Annotated in this window: 17 protein-coding genes and 3 tRNA genes; 7 read left to right on the forward strand and 13 right to left on the reverse strand. The window is 64.7% G+C overall.

Translation table 11 applies throughout. The features are described from left to right. Positions 1-12 precede the first annotated feature (12 nt). From ABY42_RS13865 to ABY42_RS13890, 6 genes are all read right to left on the reverse strand, one after another. Positions 13-97, reverse strand: a tRNA-Leu gene (locus tag ABY42_RS13865). Between the two features lie 144 nt (positions 98-241). Beyond that, entirely contained in the window at positions 242-1021 is a 780-nt protein-coding gene (locus ABY42_RS13870; RefSeq protein ID WP_004974519.1) for a DNA-directed RNA polymerase subunit D, read from the reverse strand. Positions 1022-1027: 6 nt separating this feature from the next. Beyond that, positions 1028-1420, reverse strand: a complete 393-nt coding sequence (locus ABY42_RS13875; protein WP_004043027.1) for a 30S ribosomal protein S11 — start codon at positions 1418-1420, stop codon at positions 1028-1030. After that, on the reverse strand, positions 1417-1944 hold the full coding sequence (locus ABY42_RS13880) for a 30S ribosomal protein S4 (protein WP_004974516.1): 528 nt from the start codon (positions 1942-1944) through the stop codon (positions 1417-1419). The genes ABY42_RS13875 and ABY42_RS13880 overlap by 4 nt, the downstream gene beginning before the upstream one ends. Then, complete coding sequence (locus ABY42_RS13885; protein ID WP_004969358.1) at positions 1941-2444, reverse strand: 30S ribosomal protein S13; 504 nt, start codon at positions 2442-2444, stop codon at positions 1941-1943. The genes ABY42_RS13880 and ABY42_RS13885 overlap by 4 nt, the downstream gene beginning before the upstream one ends. A 23-nt stretch (positions 2445-2467) precedes the next feature. Next, a tRNA-Ser gene (locus ABY42_RS13890) sits at positions 2468-2552 on the reverse strand. Between the two features lie 206 nt (positions 2553-2758). On the opposite strand from ABY42_RS13890, the gene ABY42_RS13895 reads away from it, so the two are divergent. After that, entirely contained in the window at positions 2759-3109 is a 351-nt protein-coding gene (locus ABY42_RS13895) for a thioredoxin family protein (protein ID WP_050459779.1), read from the forward strand. 30 nt (positions 3110-3139) lie between these two features. Here ABY42_RS13895 and ABY42_RS13900 read toward each other — a convergent pair whose 3' ends face one another. The 6 genes from ABY42_RS13900 to moaA form a co-directional block, all read right to left on the reverse strand. After that, entirely contained in the window at positions 3140-3856 is a 717-nt protein-coding gene (locus tag ABY42_RS13900) for a TetR/AcrR family transcriptional regulator (RefSeq protein WP_050459780.1), read from the reverse strand. A gap of 20 nt (positions 3857-3876) precedes the next feature. Next, positions 3877-4344 carry a zinc ribbon domain-containing protein gene (locus ABY42_RS13905; protein ID WP_050459781.1) on the reverse strand — a complete coding sequence of 156 codons (468 nt, stop codon included), beginning with the start codon at positions 4342-4344 and terminating at the stop codon, positions 3877-3879. A gap of 238 nt (positions 4345-4582) precedes the next feature. Further along, on the reverse strand, positions 4583-7060 hold the full coding sequence (locus ABY42_RS13910) for an efflux RND transporter permease subunit (RefSeq protein ID WP_050459782.1): 2478 nt from the start codon (positions 7058-7060) through the stop codon (positions 4583-4585). A 21-nt stretch (positions 7061-7081) separates the two neighbouring features. Continuing rightward, positions 7082-8707 (reverse strand): COG1361 S-layer family protein, encoded by a 1626-nt coding sequence (locus ABY42_RS13915; RefSeq protein WP_050459783.1) that lies wholly within the window; start codon positions 8705-8707, stop codon positions 7082-7084. A 175-nt stretch (positions 8708-8882) separates the two neighbouring features. Next, the gene (locus ABY42_RS13920; RefSeq protein WP_050459784.1) at positions 8883-9767 is read right to left on the reverse strand and encodes a universal stress protein; all 885 of its coding nucleotides are present in this window, start codon (positions 9765-9767) and stop codon (positions 8883-8885) included. A gap of 54 nt (positions 9768-9821) precedes the next feature. Continuing rightward, a complete protein-coding gene (gene moaA, locus ABY42_RS13925) occupies positions 9822-10784 on the reverse strand; it encodes a GTP 3',8-cyclase MoaA (protein WP_050459785.1) in 963 nt (320 codons plus the stop codon). 258 nt (positions 10785-11042) lie between these two features. Between moaA and ABY42_RS13930 the strand changes: the two genes are divergently transcribed. The 6 genes from ABY42_RS13930 to ABY42_RS19480 all read left to right on the forward strand — a co-directional run bounded on the left by ABY42_RS13930 (position 11043) and on the right by ABY42_RS19480 (position 15475). Then, positions 11043-12083 (forward strand): Mrp/NBP35 family ATP-binding protein, encoded by a 1041-nt coding sequence (locus ABY42_RS13930; protein ID WP_050459786.1) that lies wholly within the window; start codon positions 11043-11045, stop codon positions 12081-12083. After that, a complete protein-coding gene (locus ABY42_RS13935) occupies positions 12080-12397 on the forward strand; it encodes a hypothetical protein (protein ID WP_004974493.1) in 318 nt (105 codons plus the stop codon). The genes ABY42_RS13930 and ABY42_RS13935 overlap by 4 nt, the downstream gene beginning before the upstream one ends. Positions 12398-12646: 249 nt before the next feature. After that, on the forward strand, positions 12647-13282 hold the full coding sequence (locus ABY42_RS13940) for a uracil-DNA glycosylase (RefSeq protein ID WP_050459787.1): 636 nt from the start codon (positions 12647-12649) through the stop codon (positions 13280-13282). Between the two features lie 96 nt (positions 13283-13378). Next, the gene (locus tag ABY42_RS13945; RefSeq protein ID WP_004974484.1) at positions 13379-14134 is read left to right on the forward strand and encodes a hypothetical protein; all 756 of its coding nucleotides are present in this window, start codon (positions 13379-13381) and stop codon (positions 14132-14134) included. 46 nt (positions 14135-14180) lie between these two features. Next, positions 14181-14264 (forward strand) — tRNA-Ser (locus ABY42_RS13950). A 347-nt stretch (positions 14265-14611) separates the two neighbouring features. Continuing rightward, positions 14612-15475, forward strand: a complete 864-nt coding sequence (locus ABY42_RS19480) for a hypothetical protein (protein ID WP_156224416.1) — start codon at positions 14612-14614, stop codon at positions 15473-15475. Between the two features lie 293 nt (positions 15476-15768). Here ABY42_RS19480 and ABY42_RS13955 read toward each other — a convergent pair whose 3' ends face one another. Next, complete coding sequence (locus tag ABY42_RS13955) at positions 15769-16500, reverse strand: GNAT family N-acetyltransferase (protein ID WP_004974483.1); 732 nt, start codon at positions 16498-16500, stop codon at positions 15769-15771. Between the last annotated feature and the right edge of the window lie 76 nt (positions 16501-16576).

The raw sequence follows: 16576 nt of genomic DNA on the forward strand, positions 1-16576 counted from the left end.
GAGAAAGCGGAGTGCAGGGAGCAGGATTTGAACCTGCGGACTCCTATGAGACAGCGCCCTGAACGCTGCGCCGTTGGCCAGACTTGGCTATCCCTGCAAGCATTCCGCTGTACTTCATGCCCCGTAAAAACACCTTCGGTCCGACCCGCCGCCGTGAGGGAGTCACACGCCACGCTATCGGTGGTCGTGACCCCTCGCGGGGCGGGCGAACGTCGGTGTTGAGACGGGGCAGTGTTCATTCTTACAGTGCGACCTTCTCTTCGAGCTCGGCCGCGCGGTCACCCAAGGAGGCGACTGCGCGGGTCACGAGCTCGTCGACGTCGAACGAACCGTCCGTCTCCACACTGAAGACGAACGCTCCGGGCACGTCGTGTACTTCGACCTCTTTACCGGGGTACCGCTCCGTCAGGTCGTTCCCGAACGTCTCCGTCGCGACGAGGTCGCCGTCTTCGGCGTCCCCCTCGGCGTGCTCCGCCGCGGCCTCTTCGATGACGCCGCGGAGGATGTTCGGTTCCTGTTCATCGAACTCGCCGGCGTCGCCGACGACCTCCACGCGCTGGAGGTGTCGGTAGCCGACGGCGACCCCGCCTTGGTTCTTGGCGTGGTCCTTTCCGTAGCCGAGGACGGCGTCGGCCTCGAACTCGAGGCGCTGGCCCTCCTTCAGCTCGATGATGGGGATGTTCTCGTCCGCCGGGACGACCATGTCGTCCGCGGATTCGATGTCCCCGGAGTAGGCGGTTGCCGGCCCGTCGACTTCGAGCGCGACGGTGACGGTGTCACCGGGCTCGAAGTCGTCGAGAGGCGTGGTCAACGGAACCAGACCGAGACGAAGCCCGATCATCTCGTCGAACATGACCGAGGTGTTCTCCACGAACCGAACGGTTTCGATGGAGAACGTCGGCACGTCGGCGACCATCGCCCGGCGAATGCCGTTGGCTAGCGCCGGGGTCAGACCGCGCGCGACGAAACGGGCGCGTCGGTCTTCGCGTTCGATGAACTCGACCTGGAAGTCGTTTACCATGGTGTGTTAGAGTCGGCTGTTTTTCGGCGCGCGAGTTCCGTCGTGCGGAATCGGCGTCACGTCCTCGATGCGACCGATCTCGAGACCGGCGCGAGCGAGGGCGCGAATCGTTGCCTGTGCGCCGGGTCCGGGGCTCTTGTTACCGTTGCCACCGGGACCGCGGACGCGGACGTGCAGACCGGCGATACCGGCCGCCTTAATCTGGTCGGCGACGCTCTCTGCCATCTGCATGGCCGCGTACGGAGATGCCTCGTCACGGTTCTGCTTGACGACGGAACCGCCGGACGACTTGACGATCGTCTCGGCGCCCGTGATGTCAGTCACCGTGATGAGCGTGTTGTTGAACGATGCGTGAACGTGGGCGATGCCCCACTTGTCACCGGTTTCGGATTCGCTCATTCTTGGGCCTCCGCGCGCTCAGGGTGCAGTTCGTCCGCGAGCTTCGACGTCTCGTCGAACGCCACGGTGTCCTCTTCGTCGACCTCGACCTTGCGGGAGGGGACGGTCGTCCGAGCACCGCCGACGGCCACGTGACCGTGGACGATGAACTGACGGGCCTGCTGGGGCGTCTGTGCGAGCCCCTTGCGGTAGGCGACCGTCTGGAACCGACGTTCGAGGATGTCGGTCACGTCGAGACGCAGCGTCTGGGAGATGTCGTCCTCCGCAGAGAGGATGCCGTAGCGGCGCATGCGCGCCATGAACTCGGCACCGAGCGACTCGGCCTCTTCGACGTCACCCTGGGCCTCGCCGAGGAGGCGTCGCGCCTCGCGGCGGAGGTTGCGCAGTTCGGACTGCGCGCGCCAGAGTTCTTCCTTGTTCTTGAGACCGTACCGAGAGAGGAGGTCCGATTCCTGCGCGATACGCTCGCCCTGGAACGGGTGGTTCGGGGTCTCGTAGAACTTGGTGTTGTTACCCGTCGTCATTCTTCAGCCTGCGCCTCCTTGATCTCCTCGACGTTGACACCGATGGTGCCTTCGGTACGTCCAGTGGACTTCGTCCGCTGGCCGCGAACCTTCTGGCCGCGCTGGTGTCGAACGCCCTTGTAGGAGCTGATCATCTTCATGCGGTTGATATCATGCCGCCGCTTTTCTTCGAGGTCCGAACCCGTGATGTGGTCGGTCTCACCGGAGAAGAAGTCCTTCCGTCGGTTTGCCATCCACTCGGGGGCGTGGTCCTCGAAGTTCTCGACGACATCGACAACGGAGTCGATCTCGTCTTCGGGAAGCTTACCGAACAGCGCCGTTCGGTTCACTTCCGCGGCGTCGGCGATGATGCGCGCTGTGCGCTTGCCGATACCCTTCATGTCCGTCAGACTGCGCTCTACCGTCTTCGTTCCGTCAAGGTCGGTCTGACCAATTCGGATGAAGTAACGGAGGTCCTCTTCCTCCTCCGGAGAGCCGTCCTGTGGTTCTTCTGCACTCATGACTTTGGAAGTCGTGTTGTGAGCGTTGCGGCGGGGATTCGAACCCCGGGGGCTTGACGCCACTGAGTTAGCAACCCAGCGCCTTGGGCCAGGCTTGGCTACCGCAACACTTCGTTCGTGTTAGTTTCGCCCTTCCGGACTCGGGGACGACATTCCCCTACATCGATTGCATCCGTTACGAGACGGGGGCATTACTTAAACATCACGAAAGGGACCTCGCGTGAGACCCCGAGTCACCGTCGCTCGCCGGCGAACTGTGGGGTGTTACACAATCTCACCAAAATCATAATAACTACGGTTACGTATTCTGGTCAATGAGTTCGACAGAGTCCGCTCCTGAGGCGACGAAGCCGGTCCGAATCGAGACCGTCGAAGAGCTCGACGCCCTCGTGGCCGAACACGACCGCGTCCTCCTCGACATCTACACCAAGGGCTGCACGCTGTGTCAGAGCATCGAGCCGGTGCTGGGCAACGTCGCGAAGGCGACCGACGTGGTCGTCGCGATGATAAATCCGCAGACGGACATGTCGGTCGCGGAACGGTACACGATTCGGAGCGTCCCGACGCTCCTCCTGTTCGAGGACGGCGAACTCGTCGACCGCCTCGCCGACGGGTTTCAGGGCGCGCAGGCGGTCGTCGACTTCGTCGAGAACGACGAGCGGTGAGGAGTCGGTTCGGCACGGTGGCGACGCCGGTTACGCGTCGTAATCCGTGTCGTTACCGTCGGCGTCGCGTGCGGCGGCCTCGCCCGGGTGGCTCCCTTTCGGCATCACGTTGTCGAGGAGGAAGTACACCGAGTCGCGCATCGCGTACGCTGATTCGAGCCGCGTCCCGGTGACGCGCACGTCCAGGCTCCGAAAGAGGAAGGCCATCAGGTTCTCGGCCATCATCTCGGCGTTCATCTCGCGGTAGTGGCCCGACTCCATCTCCCGAGCGATGAGCGTCGCGACCGTCTCGACCATGTGCGTCTCCATGCGCCGGAACTTCTCTCGGTACTGCTCGTCGTGGACGGTCTGCGTGCGGAGTTCGAAGATGGCCCGCTGGAACGGGTCGACGCTGCCGCTGTCCGCGACCGGCTCCGGAACGCCGGGAGGGACCGACTCGCAGGTCGAAAGGTCGCCCTCCGGGGGGAGGACGTACTCGACGAACTCCCGAAGCTCGGCGTCGGGGTCGTCGGCCTCCGGGTCGATGGTCTCGACGAACAGGTCGATGATGTAGTCGAGGAACGCGAGGAGCAGCTCGTCTTTGTTCTCGTAGTGGTAGTACAGAAGCGAGGTGCTCTTTTCGAACTCCGTGCCGATGTTCTTTATCGAGAGGTCAGCGTAGCCGTGTTTCGCGAGCGCCCGGAGCGTGGCGTCCATAATCGCCTGCTCGGTCTCGCTTCGGCCGGTGTCGATTCGGTCGTCGTCCATGATGTGTCTCGTTGGGATTCTCAGTCGTCAGTTGGTTCGTCGAGGCGAGTGGTACACCAGTGACAGAAGTCGAGGTCGGCGTCGACCTCGCGGCCGCATTCGGGGCACGTGACGGCGTCCGAGTCGGGGTCGGAAACGGCCGCCGCCGAGTCGTCGGCGTCGTCGACGGCGGAGCGCGCCGCCTGCGCCTGCGCCTCGGCGGCCTGCCGGAAGCCGATGACGAACGCGTCGAGGACGCTCGCAAAGCTCACCGCGAGGAGGGGCAACAGCTCCGTGAGAACCGAGGTGAACTCCGAGGGGGACATCGTCTCGGCGGCGTCCAACGCCTCGAGCGTCCCCGAAGGAACGAACAGCGCGGCCACCGCGAGAACGAGGAGCACCCACATGGCGGCCCGCCGCCAGCGACGCAGGTAGATGTGGCCGAACCCGGTGAATATCAGTCCGAGTATCGCGGCGAGCCAGGGACGGAGCTTCGTGAGTGCGGACATACGTGGACTCGATTGATTCTCGCTCATGAGGGTTCCGTTCGTGGTGTGTCGTGGGAGTCGTGGGCGGGTCGCGTGCGATTCGTCGCGGGCTGTTCGACGCGCGGTTCCTCGCGGGCTGTTTGGCGTGCGGTTCGTCCGTGTGGGCTGGTCTGCGAGCGATGCGGGCGTGGGGGCCGGGGCAGGGGCAAACTGAATTTGGGAAGGCGATGCGTCAGCGTGGGGGTTGGAAGGCGATGCGTCAGGGGGACGTTGGTGCCGCGGTGGCGGTGTCCTGCTGGGTCCACTGCTCCCACAGGACGATGGCCGAGGGCGTGACGAGGAGCGCGGTGAGGTACGAGTAGAAGATACTCAGCGCGGTCACGACCCCGAACTGACCGAGGACGGGCGTGATGGCGATGGCGAGGACGCCGAGTCCCGTGGTCGTGGTGAGCATGCTCCCGGTGAGCGCGCCCCCGGTCCCGCCGACGGTCAGCCGAAGCGCCTCGTCGAGGTCGTGACCTTCGGCGTTGTACTCGTCGGCGAACCGGTGGACCACGTGGGCCGAGTAGTCGATACCCAGCCCGATGGCGATGGAGAGAATCGTCGCCGTCAGCGCGTTCAGCGGGATACCGAGATAGCGCATCGTCCCGGCGAGGAGCGCGATGGAGACGACGATGGGCACGAGGTTCACCACGCCGAGGGTCCACTGCCCTTCGAGGAGCTGGTAGATGACCACCAAGAACAGCGCGGTCGCGGCGAGCGCGACGGTGAGGCTCTCGATGGCCGACAGCAAGATCGTGTCGGAGACGCCTTTGAACACGACGGTGCTCCCGGTCGCCGTGGCGTCCATGCGGAGGCGCTCGGCGACGAGTTTCCCGTCGGCGACGATTTCGTCCTGCGTGGCGTCGCCCTCGACGGTGTAGACGATGCGCGTCTGCCGGTAGTCCTCCGTGATGTACGACGACGCCTGGTTCGATACCGGCGAACTGAGGAGTTCGTCGTATATCGTCTCGAGGTTGTCGTCGGGGACGCCGTTACCGTCGGCGTCGTTCCGGGCGACGAGCGCGGCGAATTCGGGGTCCTGCTCAGCGTAGCTCTGGATGACCGTGACGATGCTCGTCGCCTCCGCGCGGCGGTCGTCCGTGACGAACGACTCCGGCGGGTCCTCGCCGTTGCGGTGAATCATCTCGAGGGACGAGTCCTGTCGTAACTGTCCCTCGACGTATATCGTCACGCTGTCACCCTGCGTGCTCTCGAAGTTGTCTTCGAGGTAGTTCAGGTCCTTCGTGACGGTGTAGACGCCGGGCTTGAACGGCTCGGGAAGCTGTTGGAGGTAGGCGGGTTGGTCCTCCGGCGGGAGGAAGTCCTCCTGGGAGAACGTCGTGTCGACGCCGGTCCCGTACGCGCCCGCGACGACCGTCGTGAGCAGGATGACCACGAGAAACGCCCGCGGGGCCTTCCGCCCGACGACGACGCCGCCCGACAGGACCCGCGCGAGCATGCCACCCTCGCTTCCGAGAGGGTCGGAGGCGAACTCGGGCACGTTGTACTTTTCGCGGAGTTCGTCCGCGTAGAGCTTCGCCGCGGGGAGGAACACCCCGAAGACGAGGAACGTGAAGATGATGCCGACCGCCGCGACGAGACCGAAGTCGCGGATGGGCGCGAGGTCGCTCGTGGCGTTCGCGAGGAACCCGAGGACGGTCGTGCCGGTGACGATGAAGAACGCGACCGAGAGCTGTTTGATGGTGGTCCGCATCGAGGGGACCGGCGAGATGTCCTTGACGCGCTCCTCGCGGTAGCGGTTCACCGCGTGGAGCCCGAAGTCGATACCGACCGCGAGCAACAGCGGCGGCACCGCGATGAGCATCTGGCTGAACGCGATGCCCGCGAGGCCCATGAAGCCGAACGTCCAGACGACGGCGATGACGAGGGAGACGACGCCGAGGAGCAGGTCGATGGGGTCGCGGTAGGCGACGACGAGGAACCCGAAGATGAGGAGCACCGCCGCCGGAACCACGAGCAGGAGCGAGTCGGCGATGACGTTGCCTAACTCGCCGGAGATGATGCCGCTCCCGAACACGCGGATGTCGCTGTTCGAGACGGAAGTCATCGTCTGAATCTCCTCTTGGATGCCCGTCATCGGGCTGGTTCCGGAGGTACCGGCGCTCGACGAGAGGCCGGGGACCTCGTGACTCACGACGCCGATGGTCGAGGAGGCCTCGACGGACTGGCGGTTGAAGTCGTCGCTCAGGAGCGACGAGACCTGCGGGCTCGCGGTCGCCTGCTTGGCCGCGGCGCGGACCTCGCTCGGCGAGGCCGATTCGAGCGCGCCTATCTGTTCGTCGATGGTCGTCGCCGACGGGTCGAGCGTCTGGGCGACCGTGGACGCGACGCTCGACGCGGAGGTCGCCCGGAGGTCGGGGCGGCTCAAGATGCGCTCTTGGAGCCGCAACATGTCGAGCATCGCCGGTTTCGAGAGGACGTTATCGTCCCGTTGGATGAGTTGGGTGCTCCCCGAACTCGTCTCGAACGCGGGTGAGAACTCCCGGTTGACGTCGTCGAGCGCTTCCTGTGCGGGCGAGTCCTCGGTGAACTGCGAGGTACCGGAGTCGGTCGAGATGTTTCCGAGACCGGCCCCGAAGACGAGCGTCAGCACGAAGAACAGCGCCACGACTCTCCCGGGGTTCTCGACGATGAACCCGCCGAGGCGGTCGACGTACACTTCGTAGTCTATCATTGTGGGGGGAAAGTGGGGCGGTTAGCGGCGGTACCAGAGGAAGCCGACGACGCCGAGTCCGACGACGATGAGACCGCCGACGAGGGGCGTCGAGAGGCCGCCGCCGCCGCTCGATTCGGTGACGTCGATGGCGACCGGATACTGGTCAGAGAGCTTGCGTTCGCCGTCCTCGTTTTCGTACTGGAAGTCGATGTCGAAGGAGTAGGCCTTCGGGTTGGCCGAGGAACCGACGCTCAGTTCGAGGGGAATCTCGGTCGACTCGCCGGGTTCGAGCTCCTGGATGAACGCGGTGTCGTCGTTAAGCGTCAGCGGGCTGTCGGCGAAGGCCTTCGCGTCGATGTTGCGGTAGGTCTCGTCGCCGTTGTTGGTCACGACGAGCGTGACGGTCTGCGAGCCGCCCGCCTCGATGCTCCCGTTCTTCGTGGTCACGCCGAAGAGGTTCTGCTTGGGTTTCACCTCGGCGTTCATCAAGAGGGCCTTCGACTGCTGGGTGTCGCCCTCGGAGTTGCGGTACTCGACCGTGTAGCTCAGTTGCCGCTGGCCGGCGTCCGCGGAGTCGGTCACTTCGACCGAGAACGAGAAGTCCGAGGACTCGCCGACGTCGAGGGTGCCGAGCGCGTACTCGGTCTCCTTGATGTTCGTGTTCGGCGACTTCGAGGAGATAGTGAGCACGGCGTCGCGGGCCGTCTGCGGGCCGTCGTTCGTGAGCGTTCCGCTGACGGTGGTTTCGCGGCCGACGCGGAGCGTCGACTGCTCGGCGTCGATGGAGAACTCCTGTTCGGCCACCGGCCTCACGCCGGTGGCGATGTTCTTCGACTGCTTGGCGACGCCGTCTTCGTCCTCGTAGCTCACGCCGAGCGAGAGGGCGTACTGCTGGACGGCGGCGGAGGACGCGACGCTCGTCTCGTATTCGAGCCGGCGCGTCTCGTTGACGCCCCACGAGCCGGCGTACCGGGTCGCGGAGGCAGACTGACCGAACGTTATCGAGGGGTTCTGCGAGGTCGCGGTGACGGACGAGTCGAACGCGGGGAGCGACCCGACGTTGCGCATCGTGACGGTGGTCGTCCCGCTGCCGCCGACCTGCGCGGTCGTGTTCACGGAGACGACCTCGAAGCGCGGGGCCTGCTCGACGACGACGGTCACGGGAATCTTCTCGGTCTTCTCCTCTTCGTTCTTCACGTCACCGTCGTCGCGGACGGACGAGTCGTGTTCGTACTTCGCGACGAGCGTCATCTCGTAGGTCCCCGGCGTGGCGTTCTCCTTGACCGAGACGGAGAACGAGGCGTCCCGCTGGGTCGCGTGCGGGATGTCGCCGACCGGGAGCGTCGCGGTGTTCACCTCGACCGGCGCCTCACCGGATTCGAGTGTGAGCCTGACGTTCCGCGTCGATTTGACCTGGGCTTCGAGCGCCGAGCGCTGTTGGTCGCTCAGCGTTCCCGAACTCTCCGACGAGGAGAACTTCCGGTACTCGCTGTCGCCGCCGTAGTTAGTCACGACGACGTTCAGGGAGGTCTCCTGCCCGGGAACGAGTTTGTTGCTCGGCGCGTACGCCTGAAGGTTCGGTTCGCCGACGATACCGGCCATCGCTGGGCTCGGTACGGCGACCAAGACGACCAGCAAGACCACAAGTGCACGTGAGAGTTTCATGGAGTGTAGAGGGGGTGGTGGGGTTCGGATGTTGAATCGCGTCCGCCGGTGGGGATGGGGGAGAGACGAACGCGGTCGTACGCCCACGCCGAACGCCGGCTGACTGAACGTACAATCAACACGCTACCCTGAGTAGTGGGGACGTATAAATTGAATGGAACTTCTAAAAACTAGTTCAGCGTTTTACACTGTCGCTCACGCTCGGGGCGACGAGGACCGGAACTTCCGCGTGGCGGACGACCCGACTGGCGACGACCCCGCCGGCGCGGTGTTCCGTGGGCCAGGGTCGTCGGTTTTCGCCGCCGGACCCCCCGACGCCGACGACGACCACGTCGGCCCCCACCCGTTCGACGTGCGCCAGCAGTTCGGCCGCGGGCTCGCCGGTTCGGACGGTTCCGCCGGATTCGACGGCGTCTCTCGCGGCCGCGGCGACGACGTCGTTCAGTCGGGTTCGCGCCTCGGCTTCGAGGGCTCGGAGAGTCTCCGGCGACGCGATTGCGGCATCGCGGCCGTCTACGATGGCGAGCGGTTGGAGCGTCGCGCGGGTCGCCGCGGCGATGCGGCGGGCGAGCGGCGCAGCCGATCCCGACGACGACTCGCCGTCCGCGAGAAGCGCAACCGTCCGGTAGTCCGGGTCGGTAGCCGCCGCCGGAACCGCGAGCGTCGGGACCGGCGGCGCGCCGAGAAGCCGCTCCGCGACCGACCCGACGAGAAACCGACCGGAACCGGTCTGTCCGCGCCGCCCGAGGACGAGCAGGTCTCCCTCGCCGACGGCGCGCTCCACTACGGTCGCGGCCGGACCGTCGGCGACTTCCGAGGTCGCTCGGACGTCCGCGAGGAGCGCACGACGGACGACCGCGCTGACGGCCTCCTCCGCTTCGAAGGCGGCGCTTACGGACGGTTCGGCGGTCTCGGCGGCGGCCGGCGACGTGCCGGTCGCGGAGACGACGTGGAGCGGCGCGTCGAGGACGCGGGCGAGAAACAGCGCGTGGGTCGCGGCCGTTCTCGCGGGTTCGCTTCCGTCCGTCGCGAGGACCACGCGCTCGACGATGACAGTCATGGGCTCCGAAAAGTCGTCAGAAGAGAAAAGCTCGCGCGTCGGGACGGTCGCCGCTCAGGCCCCGATGTACTCTTCGTTGATGGTCCAGCCGTCGTCGCCGTCGCGGACGAGGTACTCGCCGTAGTACGGCACGCGGTTGGCGACGACCGCCTCGAACGTCTCGCGGATTTCCTCCCGGGTCATCTCGCCCATCGGACGGAGGTCGTCGTTGCGGTTGAGACAGCCCTTGAGGTATCCTTGGTGTGTTACGCGCACGCGGTGGCAGTTGGCGCAGAACTCGGGATTCTCCACGGGGTCGACGATTTCGACCATTCCCTCGCCGACGTAGTAGCGGCGGCGGTGGTGCATGTCGCGGACCTCCACCTCGTCGGCGAGGTCGGCCAGCCAGCGGTGGACCCGCTCGATGTCGATGTTCCACTCCGGGCGGCCCGTCAGTTCGGGCATGTACTGGATGAGCTGGAGCTGTAGCCCCTCGTTCTCGGCGACGTACTCGACCATCTCCTCGACGTGGCCCGCGGTCTTCGTGAACACGACCATGTTGAGCTTCACGGGCGTGAGTCCGGCGTCGACTGCGGCCTTGACGCCCTCCATCACCTTGTCGTACGCGCCGGACTTGGTGATTTGCGCGAACGCCTCGGGGTCGAGGGCGTCCTGCGAGACGTTCACGCGGTCGAGTCCGGCCGCGACGAGGTCCTCGGCGCGGTCGCCGAGGAACGTCCCGTTGGTGGTGAGCGACGTCTCCATCGAGTCCGGCGTCCGGCGGATAATCTCTTCGAGGTCCGAGCGGAGCATCGGCTCGCCTCCGGTGAACTTCACCTTCTCGACGCCGTACTCCTCGACGACTTCGAGAAAACGGACCACGTCGTCAGTGCTCATCTCCTCGTCCGCGGGGTCCATCGGCCCGCGCGTGTCGCCCAAGCCCTCGTTATGACAGTAGACGCAGTCGAAGTTACACCGGTCGGTCAGAGAGATTCGAACGCCGGTTACCTCGCGGCCAAAGTCGTCCACCAGCACCATATACCGAATCCTGGGAGCGTACGTTGATAAATTCGCTGTCGATGACTGGGTCGGCGTAACTGGATTGGGTTACGACCGCCGCATCCCGAACCCGGTGGCGGTCAAGACAGCGAGCCCCGAAGCCGCACGGGTCGACGACGCTCCGCAGTCGGTCAGAATCCGGCGCGACCCGCGGTGGGACGGGTCGTCAGTCGCGTCCGTCACTGCGCGACGGGCCCTTACAAAACTCTTATCGGCCGCACCGCCGGAGTGACGGACATGGACGAAGCCGACGTACGCGACCGCTTGCGTGCGGTCGAGGACCCCGAACTCGGAGACGACATCGTCTCGCTCGGACTGGTGAACGCCGTCGAGGTCGACGGCGACACCGCCCGCATCTCGCTCGCGCTCGGTGCCCCGTACTCCCCGGCGGAGACGGACATCGGCCGTCGAATCCGCGAGGTCCTCGCCGAGGACGGACTGGAGGCCGACCTCACCGCCAAGATTCCGAGCGACCGCGACCCCGACGAGGAGGTCCTCCCCGGCGTGAAGAACATCATCGCCGTCGCCTCCGGCAAGGGCGGCGTCGGGAAGTCGACGGTCGCCGTGAACCTCGCGGCGGGCCTCTCGAAGCTCGGCGCACGCGTCGGCCTGTTCGACGCCGACATCTACGGGCCGAACGTCCCGCGGATGGTCGCCGCCGAGGAAGCGCCGCAGGCGACCCAAGACCAGACCATCGTCCCGCCGGAGAAGTACGGGATGAAGCTCATGTCGATGGCCTTCCTCGTCGGCGACGACGACCCGGTCATCTGGCGCGGCCCGATGGTCCACCAGCTTCTCACCCAGCTCGTCGAGGACGTGGAGTGGGGCAGCCTCGACTACCTCGTCCTCGACCTCCCGCCGGGCACGGGCGACACCCAACTGTCCATCCTTCAGACGCTCCCGCTCACGGGCGCGGTCATCGTCACGACCCCGCAGAACGTCGCTCTCGACGACGCCAACAAGGGACTTCGGATGTTCGGCAAGCACGACACGAACGTCCTCGGCATCGTCGAGAACATGAGCACGTTCCGGTGTCCCGACTGCGGGAACCGCCACGACATCTTCGGCGCGGGCGGCGGCCGCGAGTTCGCCGCGTCGAACGACCTGCCGTTCCTCGGGGCGCTCCCGCTCGACCCGGCCGTCCGCGAGGGCGGCGACGGCGGCAGGCCCATCGTCCTCGAAGACGGCGACGAGACGGCCGACGCGTTCCGCGTGATGACCGAGAACATCGCCGACATGGTCGGCGTCGTCCAGCGGCGGACCGTCAGCGAGCGATGAGCGACGACGGACGGCCCGACGCGGGCGGGGACGCCGATGCGGATGCGAGCCCAGAGGCGGACCCCGACGAGGTCGACTGGGAGATGGCTCCGGACTCGGACGCCGACTTCCCCGCGGACCCCGAACGCGTCGCGTTCCTCCGCGACATCGCCGACGACGTCTACGGCGAGTCCTCCGAGAGCCGCCAGGTGTCGGCCATCCTCTACCGCGTCAGCGACCTCTACGACCCCGACGGCGACACCTCGCCCGAGGAGATTTACCTGAACGTCCGCCACATCATGGACATCAAGGCGCAGGGCGGTATCGACCGCTGAATTGACTCCCCCGACTGCCGAACCACCCCCGACCGTCCGACTCGCGTTCGCCTCCGCTCGGTTCACTTCCGCTTTTCTCGATTCCGTGATTCGAGCGACTGCGCCCTCTTTGCCCGCGTCTCCTCCGATTCGCCCCGTGTTCACTTTCACCACGCACTCGCCGACTCGGTTGCCCCCCGCCAGCGAGGGTGCGACTCGATTATCTGCGCGGACCGGGCGGGTTTTGGTTCCGGAGCCGAATTCGAGGGTGTGGACGCACACCAACGCCAGTTCCGGAACCCCTTCTCGATGGACACCGACTGCACGAACTGCTCGGCGCTCTGCGAGACGCGCGAGCAGGTCGTCCACGGCTACGGCGACGTGGGCGCGGAGTTCCTGTTCGTCGGCGAGGCTCCGACAGCGGCCGCGGAGCGGACGGGCGTCCCCTTCACCGGCGACGAGGCCGGCCAGCGCGTCCAGCGCATCCTCGGCGACCTCGGGTTCGTCCGGTCCGAACCGGACGCCGACGAGCCGGACGTGCAGAACGTCTTTTTCACGTACCTCACGCGCTGTCGCCACCCCGAGCGCGGGCCGACCGACGACGAGGTCGCGACCTGCGAGCCCTACCTGAACGCGGAGATTCGGATGATAAACCCGCACATCATCGTCCCCGTCGGGCAGGCCGCGCTGGAGGCGCTCGCGTTCGACTACACCACGCGCGCGGCCGACAGCTTCGACGTCGACGCGGAGCACGCGACAACCATCCGCGGCCGCGGCTTCGAACTCGTCCCGATGAAGGAGCCGGAGCGATTGACCGACGCCGACGCCGAGGCGTTCGTCGAACACGTCCGCGAGTCGGTGTTCGGCCGGGACTACCGGCAGACGAAGGGTCGGCAGAGTCGCTGAAACGGGACGGCGCGCGGAGCGTTCCGTCCCCGCGGCCCCCCGATTCGACGGGTCACAAGCGGCGGGTTCAAGGGTTCCCCGGCGCGAGGGGAGGGTATGACGGTCATCGCCGTACTCGCCGAACCGCCGCGGCCGGGACTGGTGCTTTCGGAACTCGCGGAGACGAGTCCGCTCACCGAAGCCGAAGCCGCGGAGCTCTACGCCGCGATGCTCAAAGACGCCTGTATCGCCGTCGAGCGCTCCGGCGGCGACCTCCTCGTCAACTACCGTACCGAGGACGACCTCCCGGACGAGTTCGCCGGGGACCACGACTCGGAGGCCGAGATTCGGAGCGTCGTCGCCGACGCCCTCGGCGGCACCGACGGCGTGCGGTTCGAACCGCAGGTCGGCTCGTCGTTCTCCGCCCGCGCGGGCAACACCGTCTCGCATCTCCTCAACGAGGAGGAGGTCCACTCGGCCGCTATCGTCCGCCCGGTCGCGCCGCTTCTCGGGCGCACCCACATCGACAGCGCGGCGATGAAGCTCCGGAGCACGCCCGTCGTCCTCGGCCCCTCGACGGAAGGGCGCGTCTACTTCTCGGGCTTCCTCGACCCCATCGATTTCACCGACGCCTACGCGGAGCCGGAAGTCGAGACGCTCGCCGAGCGCGCCGACGACGCGGGCCACGGCCTCGACTACGTCCCGATGCTTCCCGTCCTCGAAACGGGCGCGGACCTCGCCACGGTCGTGCCGATGCTCCGCTCGCGGGTCGAGTCGGAGCGGGTCGTCCCCGAGCACACGACGACGTTCGTCTTCGAGAGGGGGCTTCGGGTCGAACCGACCGACGGCGTGTTGGAACTCGTCCGCGACTGAGCGAAGCGACAACACTTAGGTATCCGACTCAAAACTGTCGTGCGAAGGTGGGATGGCGGAGTGGCCTAACGCGCCTGCCTTGAAAGCAGGTTTCCTCACGGAATCCTGGGTTCAAATCCCAGTCCCACCGCATTCTCAGAGAACCGAGACGCGCAGGTTTAGCTGCGCGTCTCCGGTGAACGTGTGACGCGGAGACAGACTGGGATTTGAAGCAGGGAGCGACGCGAACGACGTGAGCGGAGCGAGTGGGGTTCAAATCCCAGTCCCACCGCATTCTGACGCGAACAACACTCCTTACAGCCTTGTCTGGCGATTATAGAGTGTCGCGGGATTCGAGCCCGTGGTGTTCACACCCACATGACCTTGACTCACGGTGATAAATCCTGGGTACGGTGGCATCAGGGCTAATCGGGCCTGGCTATACTATAGATATGGTTCTGCGAAAACATTAATTCAGAACAGAAACTACTGTTTTTTGTGATAGACTCCTCCCAGGACGAGCGAATCGTTGTAGACCGGTCGGAACATGATGTTGTCCAAGATTTTATTCAAGTGAATAAACTGGACGAACAGCGTGTTGACAAGTATAAAGGCTATAAACAGTACCAAGATTGGGCAGACCGTTGGTTTTTACCTGCCACCATTGGGTTGATGATTCTGTTTACTGTTGTTTTAGTCGCCATAACCAGATTTGGGGGGTCGGGGTCTGAACCCTGGGTGGATATATCTGCCTTTGCCGCAGTTCTCGTCATGGGAGGTATCTTTTTGTTATCAATCGGTTCATCTGCTGCAAGGATTCTATCCGACATCTCTAGAGAGAAAGTAGCATATCACGAACTTGCTTCAGCCTTTGAGCGTTACAGACAAGACGAAGATAATCTTGAACCAATCTTCAGTAGGATTGAGAATGCTACGGAGTATTTTGACAAGAGAAGTCTTGAGAGGCTTGACACAAAGAGATACCAAGGGACAGCCAGGTATCTGCAAAAAATAACTCAAGCCGACAAGCCCGAATACATATCGGAAGAATTTCATGAAACATTCCCGTCGTTCATGCAAGGTTTCTCGAAAGCAGTAGCAAATCCCTCTGAAACCCAGTTTTCTGCCCTCGCAAAGCAGATGGACTCCGCATATACGGGTGAAACGCCGATGAAAACTCGTCTCGTTTCAGACCTCAAACGCTTGGTCATTCGCTTGTTTACAGGTTCAGAGTTAGTACTCAGTGTTGCAGCAATCGGATTAACTCTCGGTGTCGTCGGTGGGGCAATACAACTTAGTATTGCAGTGGGTATCGGTGGTATCGTATTTGCAGTCTACACCCACTATAAAAACAGAGATTAGCACGATAGAGAGGGCGGTGAAATCCACACCCACCAACGTGGAGTATGGGACCCGTCCGCTCTGTAATCTTGACGGGGTAGTACGCCCCAACCCCCGTAGCCACTTTGTATAACAACTTGATTACTACGCGACCCTGAGAGTGGAAATCGGAGACGGACTGGGATTTGAACGAGACGAGTCGCAGCCCGAGCGGAGCGAGGGACCGTCTCGGCGTTGTTCAAATCCCAGTCCCACCGCACGTACTGCTCAACACCAACGGCCCCACAAAAACCGACCCACCGCCGCCGACCCGCTCAGAACCGGTACGCCATCATCACTTCGTCGACGTGCTCGTCGCCGATAGTGTAGTGGTCCCTGCGAATCGCCTCGGTCTCCCAGTCGTGGTCGCCGAGGAACTCCAGCGCGCGGTCGTTCGTCATCGGAACGCTGTTGTACACTTTCCGGAAGCCGTTGGCTTCGGCCCAGTCGAGGCCGCGGCGAAGCAGGAGGCTGCCGATGCCCGAACCGCGGTACTCTCCCTTGACGCCGACGGTCTGCTGGGCGGTCTCGCGGATGCGCGACACCTGCGGGAGGTCGAGGTGCGTCCAGCCGACGACCTCCTCGCCGATGGTGGCGACGAAGAACACCCGAGACTCCACCCGGTTGTGGCGCGTGACCGCCTCGTCGTAGAGGAGTTGTTCGGCGATTGTCTCGGCGACGACGTACGTCTCTTCGGACGTCACGTCGCGAATGGCGTCGACCAGACCCTCGAAGTCGCGCTGACGGGCGGGTCGGATGGTGACGATTCCCGCGTCGGTCTCGTGTTCCTCGATAGCGCCCACGTCGAGCGCCAACTGGAGGGTGCCGCCGTCTTCTTGGAGATAACCGCGGGATTTCAGTCGCTCCAGTTCGGTTCTAAACTCGTCGGACGAGACGGGCGCGACGTCGAGGAGGACGTTCCGTTTCGCGGTCCCGTGCCGCTCGACGTACTCGTAAATCAGCTTGCTGGCCTCGGATTCGAACGTCGGCCGCTCGGTCGCTCGCATGACTCCAAGAACGATGGCGTGCCACGCGTATATTTCTTGTTCATCGGTAGCAAGCGACACGAAGAGGCGAGGGCGA

This window comes from Haloferax gibbonsii (assembly GCF_001190965.1).
Taxonomy (GTDB): domain Archaea; phylum Halobacteriota; class Halobacteria; order Halobacteriales; family Haloferacaceae; genus Haloferax; species Haloferax gibbonsii.

Bases quoted from the DNA above. Each gene is read 5' to 3' on its own strand.
- ABY42_RS13870 (WP_004974519.1), bottom strand. From the start codon at position 1,021: ATGGTAAACGACTTCCAGGTCGAGTTCATCGAACGCGAAGACCGACGC.
- ABY42_RS13875 (WP_004043027.1), bottom strand. From the start codon at position 1,420: ATGAGCGAATCCGAAACCGGTGACAAGTGGGGCATCGCCCACGTTCAC.
- ABY42_RS13915 (WP_050459783.1), bottom strand. From the start codon at position 8,707: ATGAAACTCTCACGTGCACTTGTGGTCTTGCTGGTCGTCTTGGTCGCC.
- ABY42_RS13920 (WP_050459784.1), bottom strand. From the start codon at position 9,767: ATGACTGTCATCGTCGAGCGCGTGGTCCTCGCGACGGACGGAAGCGAA.
- moaA (WP_050459785.1), bottom strand. From the start codon at position 10,784: ATGGTGCTGGTGGACGACTTTGGCCGCGAGGTAACCGGCGTTCGAATC.
- ABY42_RS13900 (WP_050459780.1), bottom strand. From the start codon at position 3,856: ATGGACGACGACCGAATCGACACCGGCCGAAGCGAGACCGAGCAGGCG.
- ABY42_RS13910 (WP_050459782.1), bottom strand. From the start codon at position 7,060: ATGATAGACTACGAAGTGTACGTCGACCGCCTCGGCGGGTTCATCGTC.
- ABY42_RS13945 (WP_004974484.1), top strand. From the start codon at position 13,379: ATGACGGTCATCGCCGTACTCGCCGAACCGCCGCGGCCGGGACTGGTG.
- ABY42_RS13935 (WP_004974493.1), top strand. From the start codon at position 12,080: ATGAGCGACGACGGACGGCCCGACGCGGGCGGGGACGCCGATGCGGAT.
- ABY42_RS13955 (WP_004974483.1), bottom strand. From the start codon at position 16,500: ATGCGAGCGACCGAGCGGCCGACGTTCGAATCCGAGGCCAGCAAGCTG.
- ABY42_RS13905 (WP_050459781.1), bottom strand. From the start codon at position 4,344: ATGTCCGCACTCACGAAGCTCCGTCCCTGGCTCGCCGCGATACTCGGA.
- ABY42_RS13880 (WP_004974516.1), bottom strand. From the start codon at position 1,944: ATGACGACGGGTAACAACACCAAGTTCTACGAGACCCCGAACCACCCG.
- ABY42_RS13885 (WP_004969358.1), bottom strand. From the start codon at position 2,444: ATGAGTGCAGAAGAACCACAGGACGGCTCTCCGGAGGAGGAAGAGGAC.
- ABY42_RS13895 (WP_050459779.1), top strand. From the start codon at position 2,759: ATGAGTTCGACAGAGTCCGCTCCTGAGGCGACGAAGCCGGTCCGAATC.
- ABY42_RS13930 (WP_050459786.1), top strand. From the start codon at position 11,043: ATGGACGAAGCCGACGTACGCGACCGCTTGCGTGCGGTCGAGGACCCC.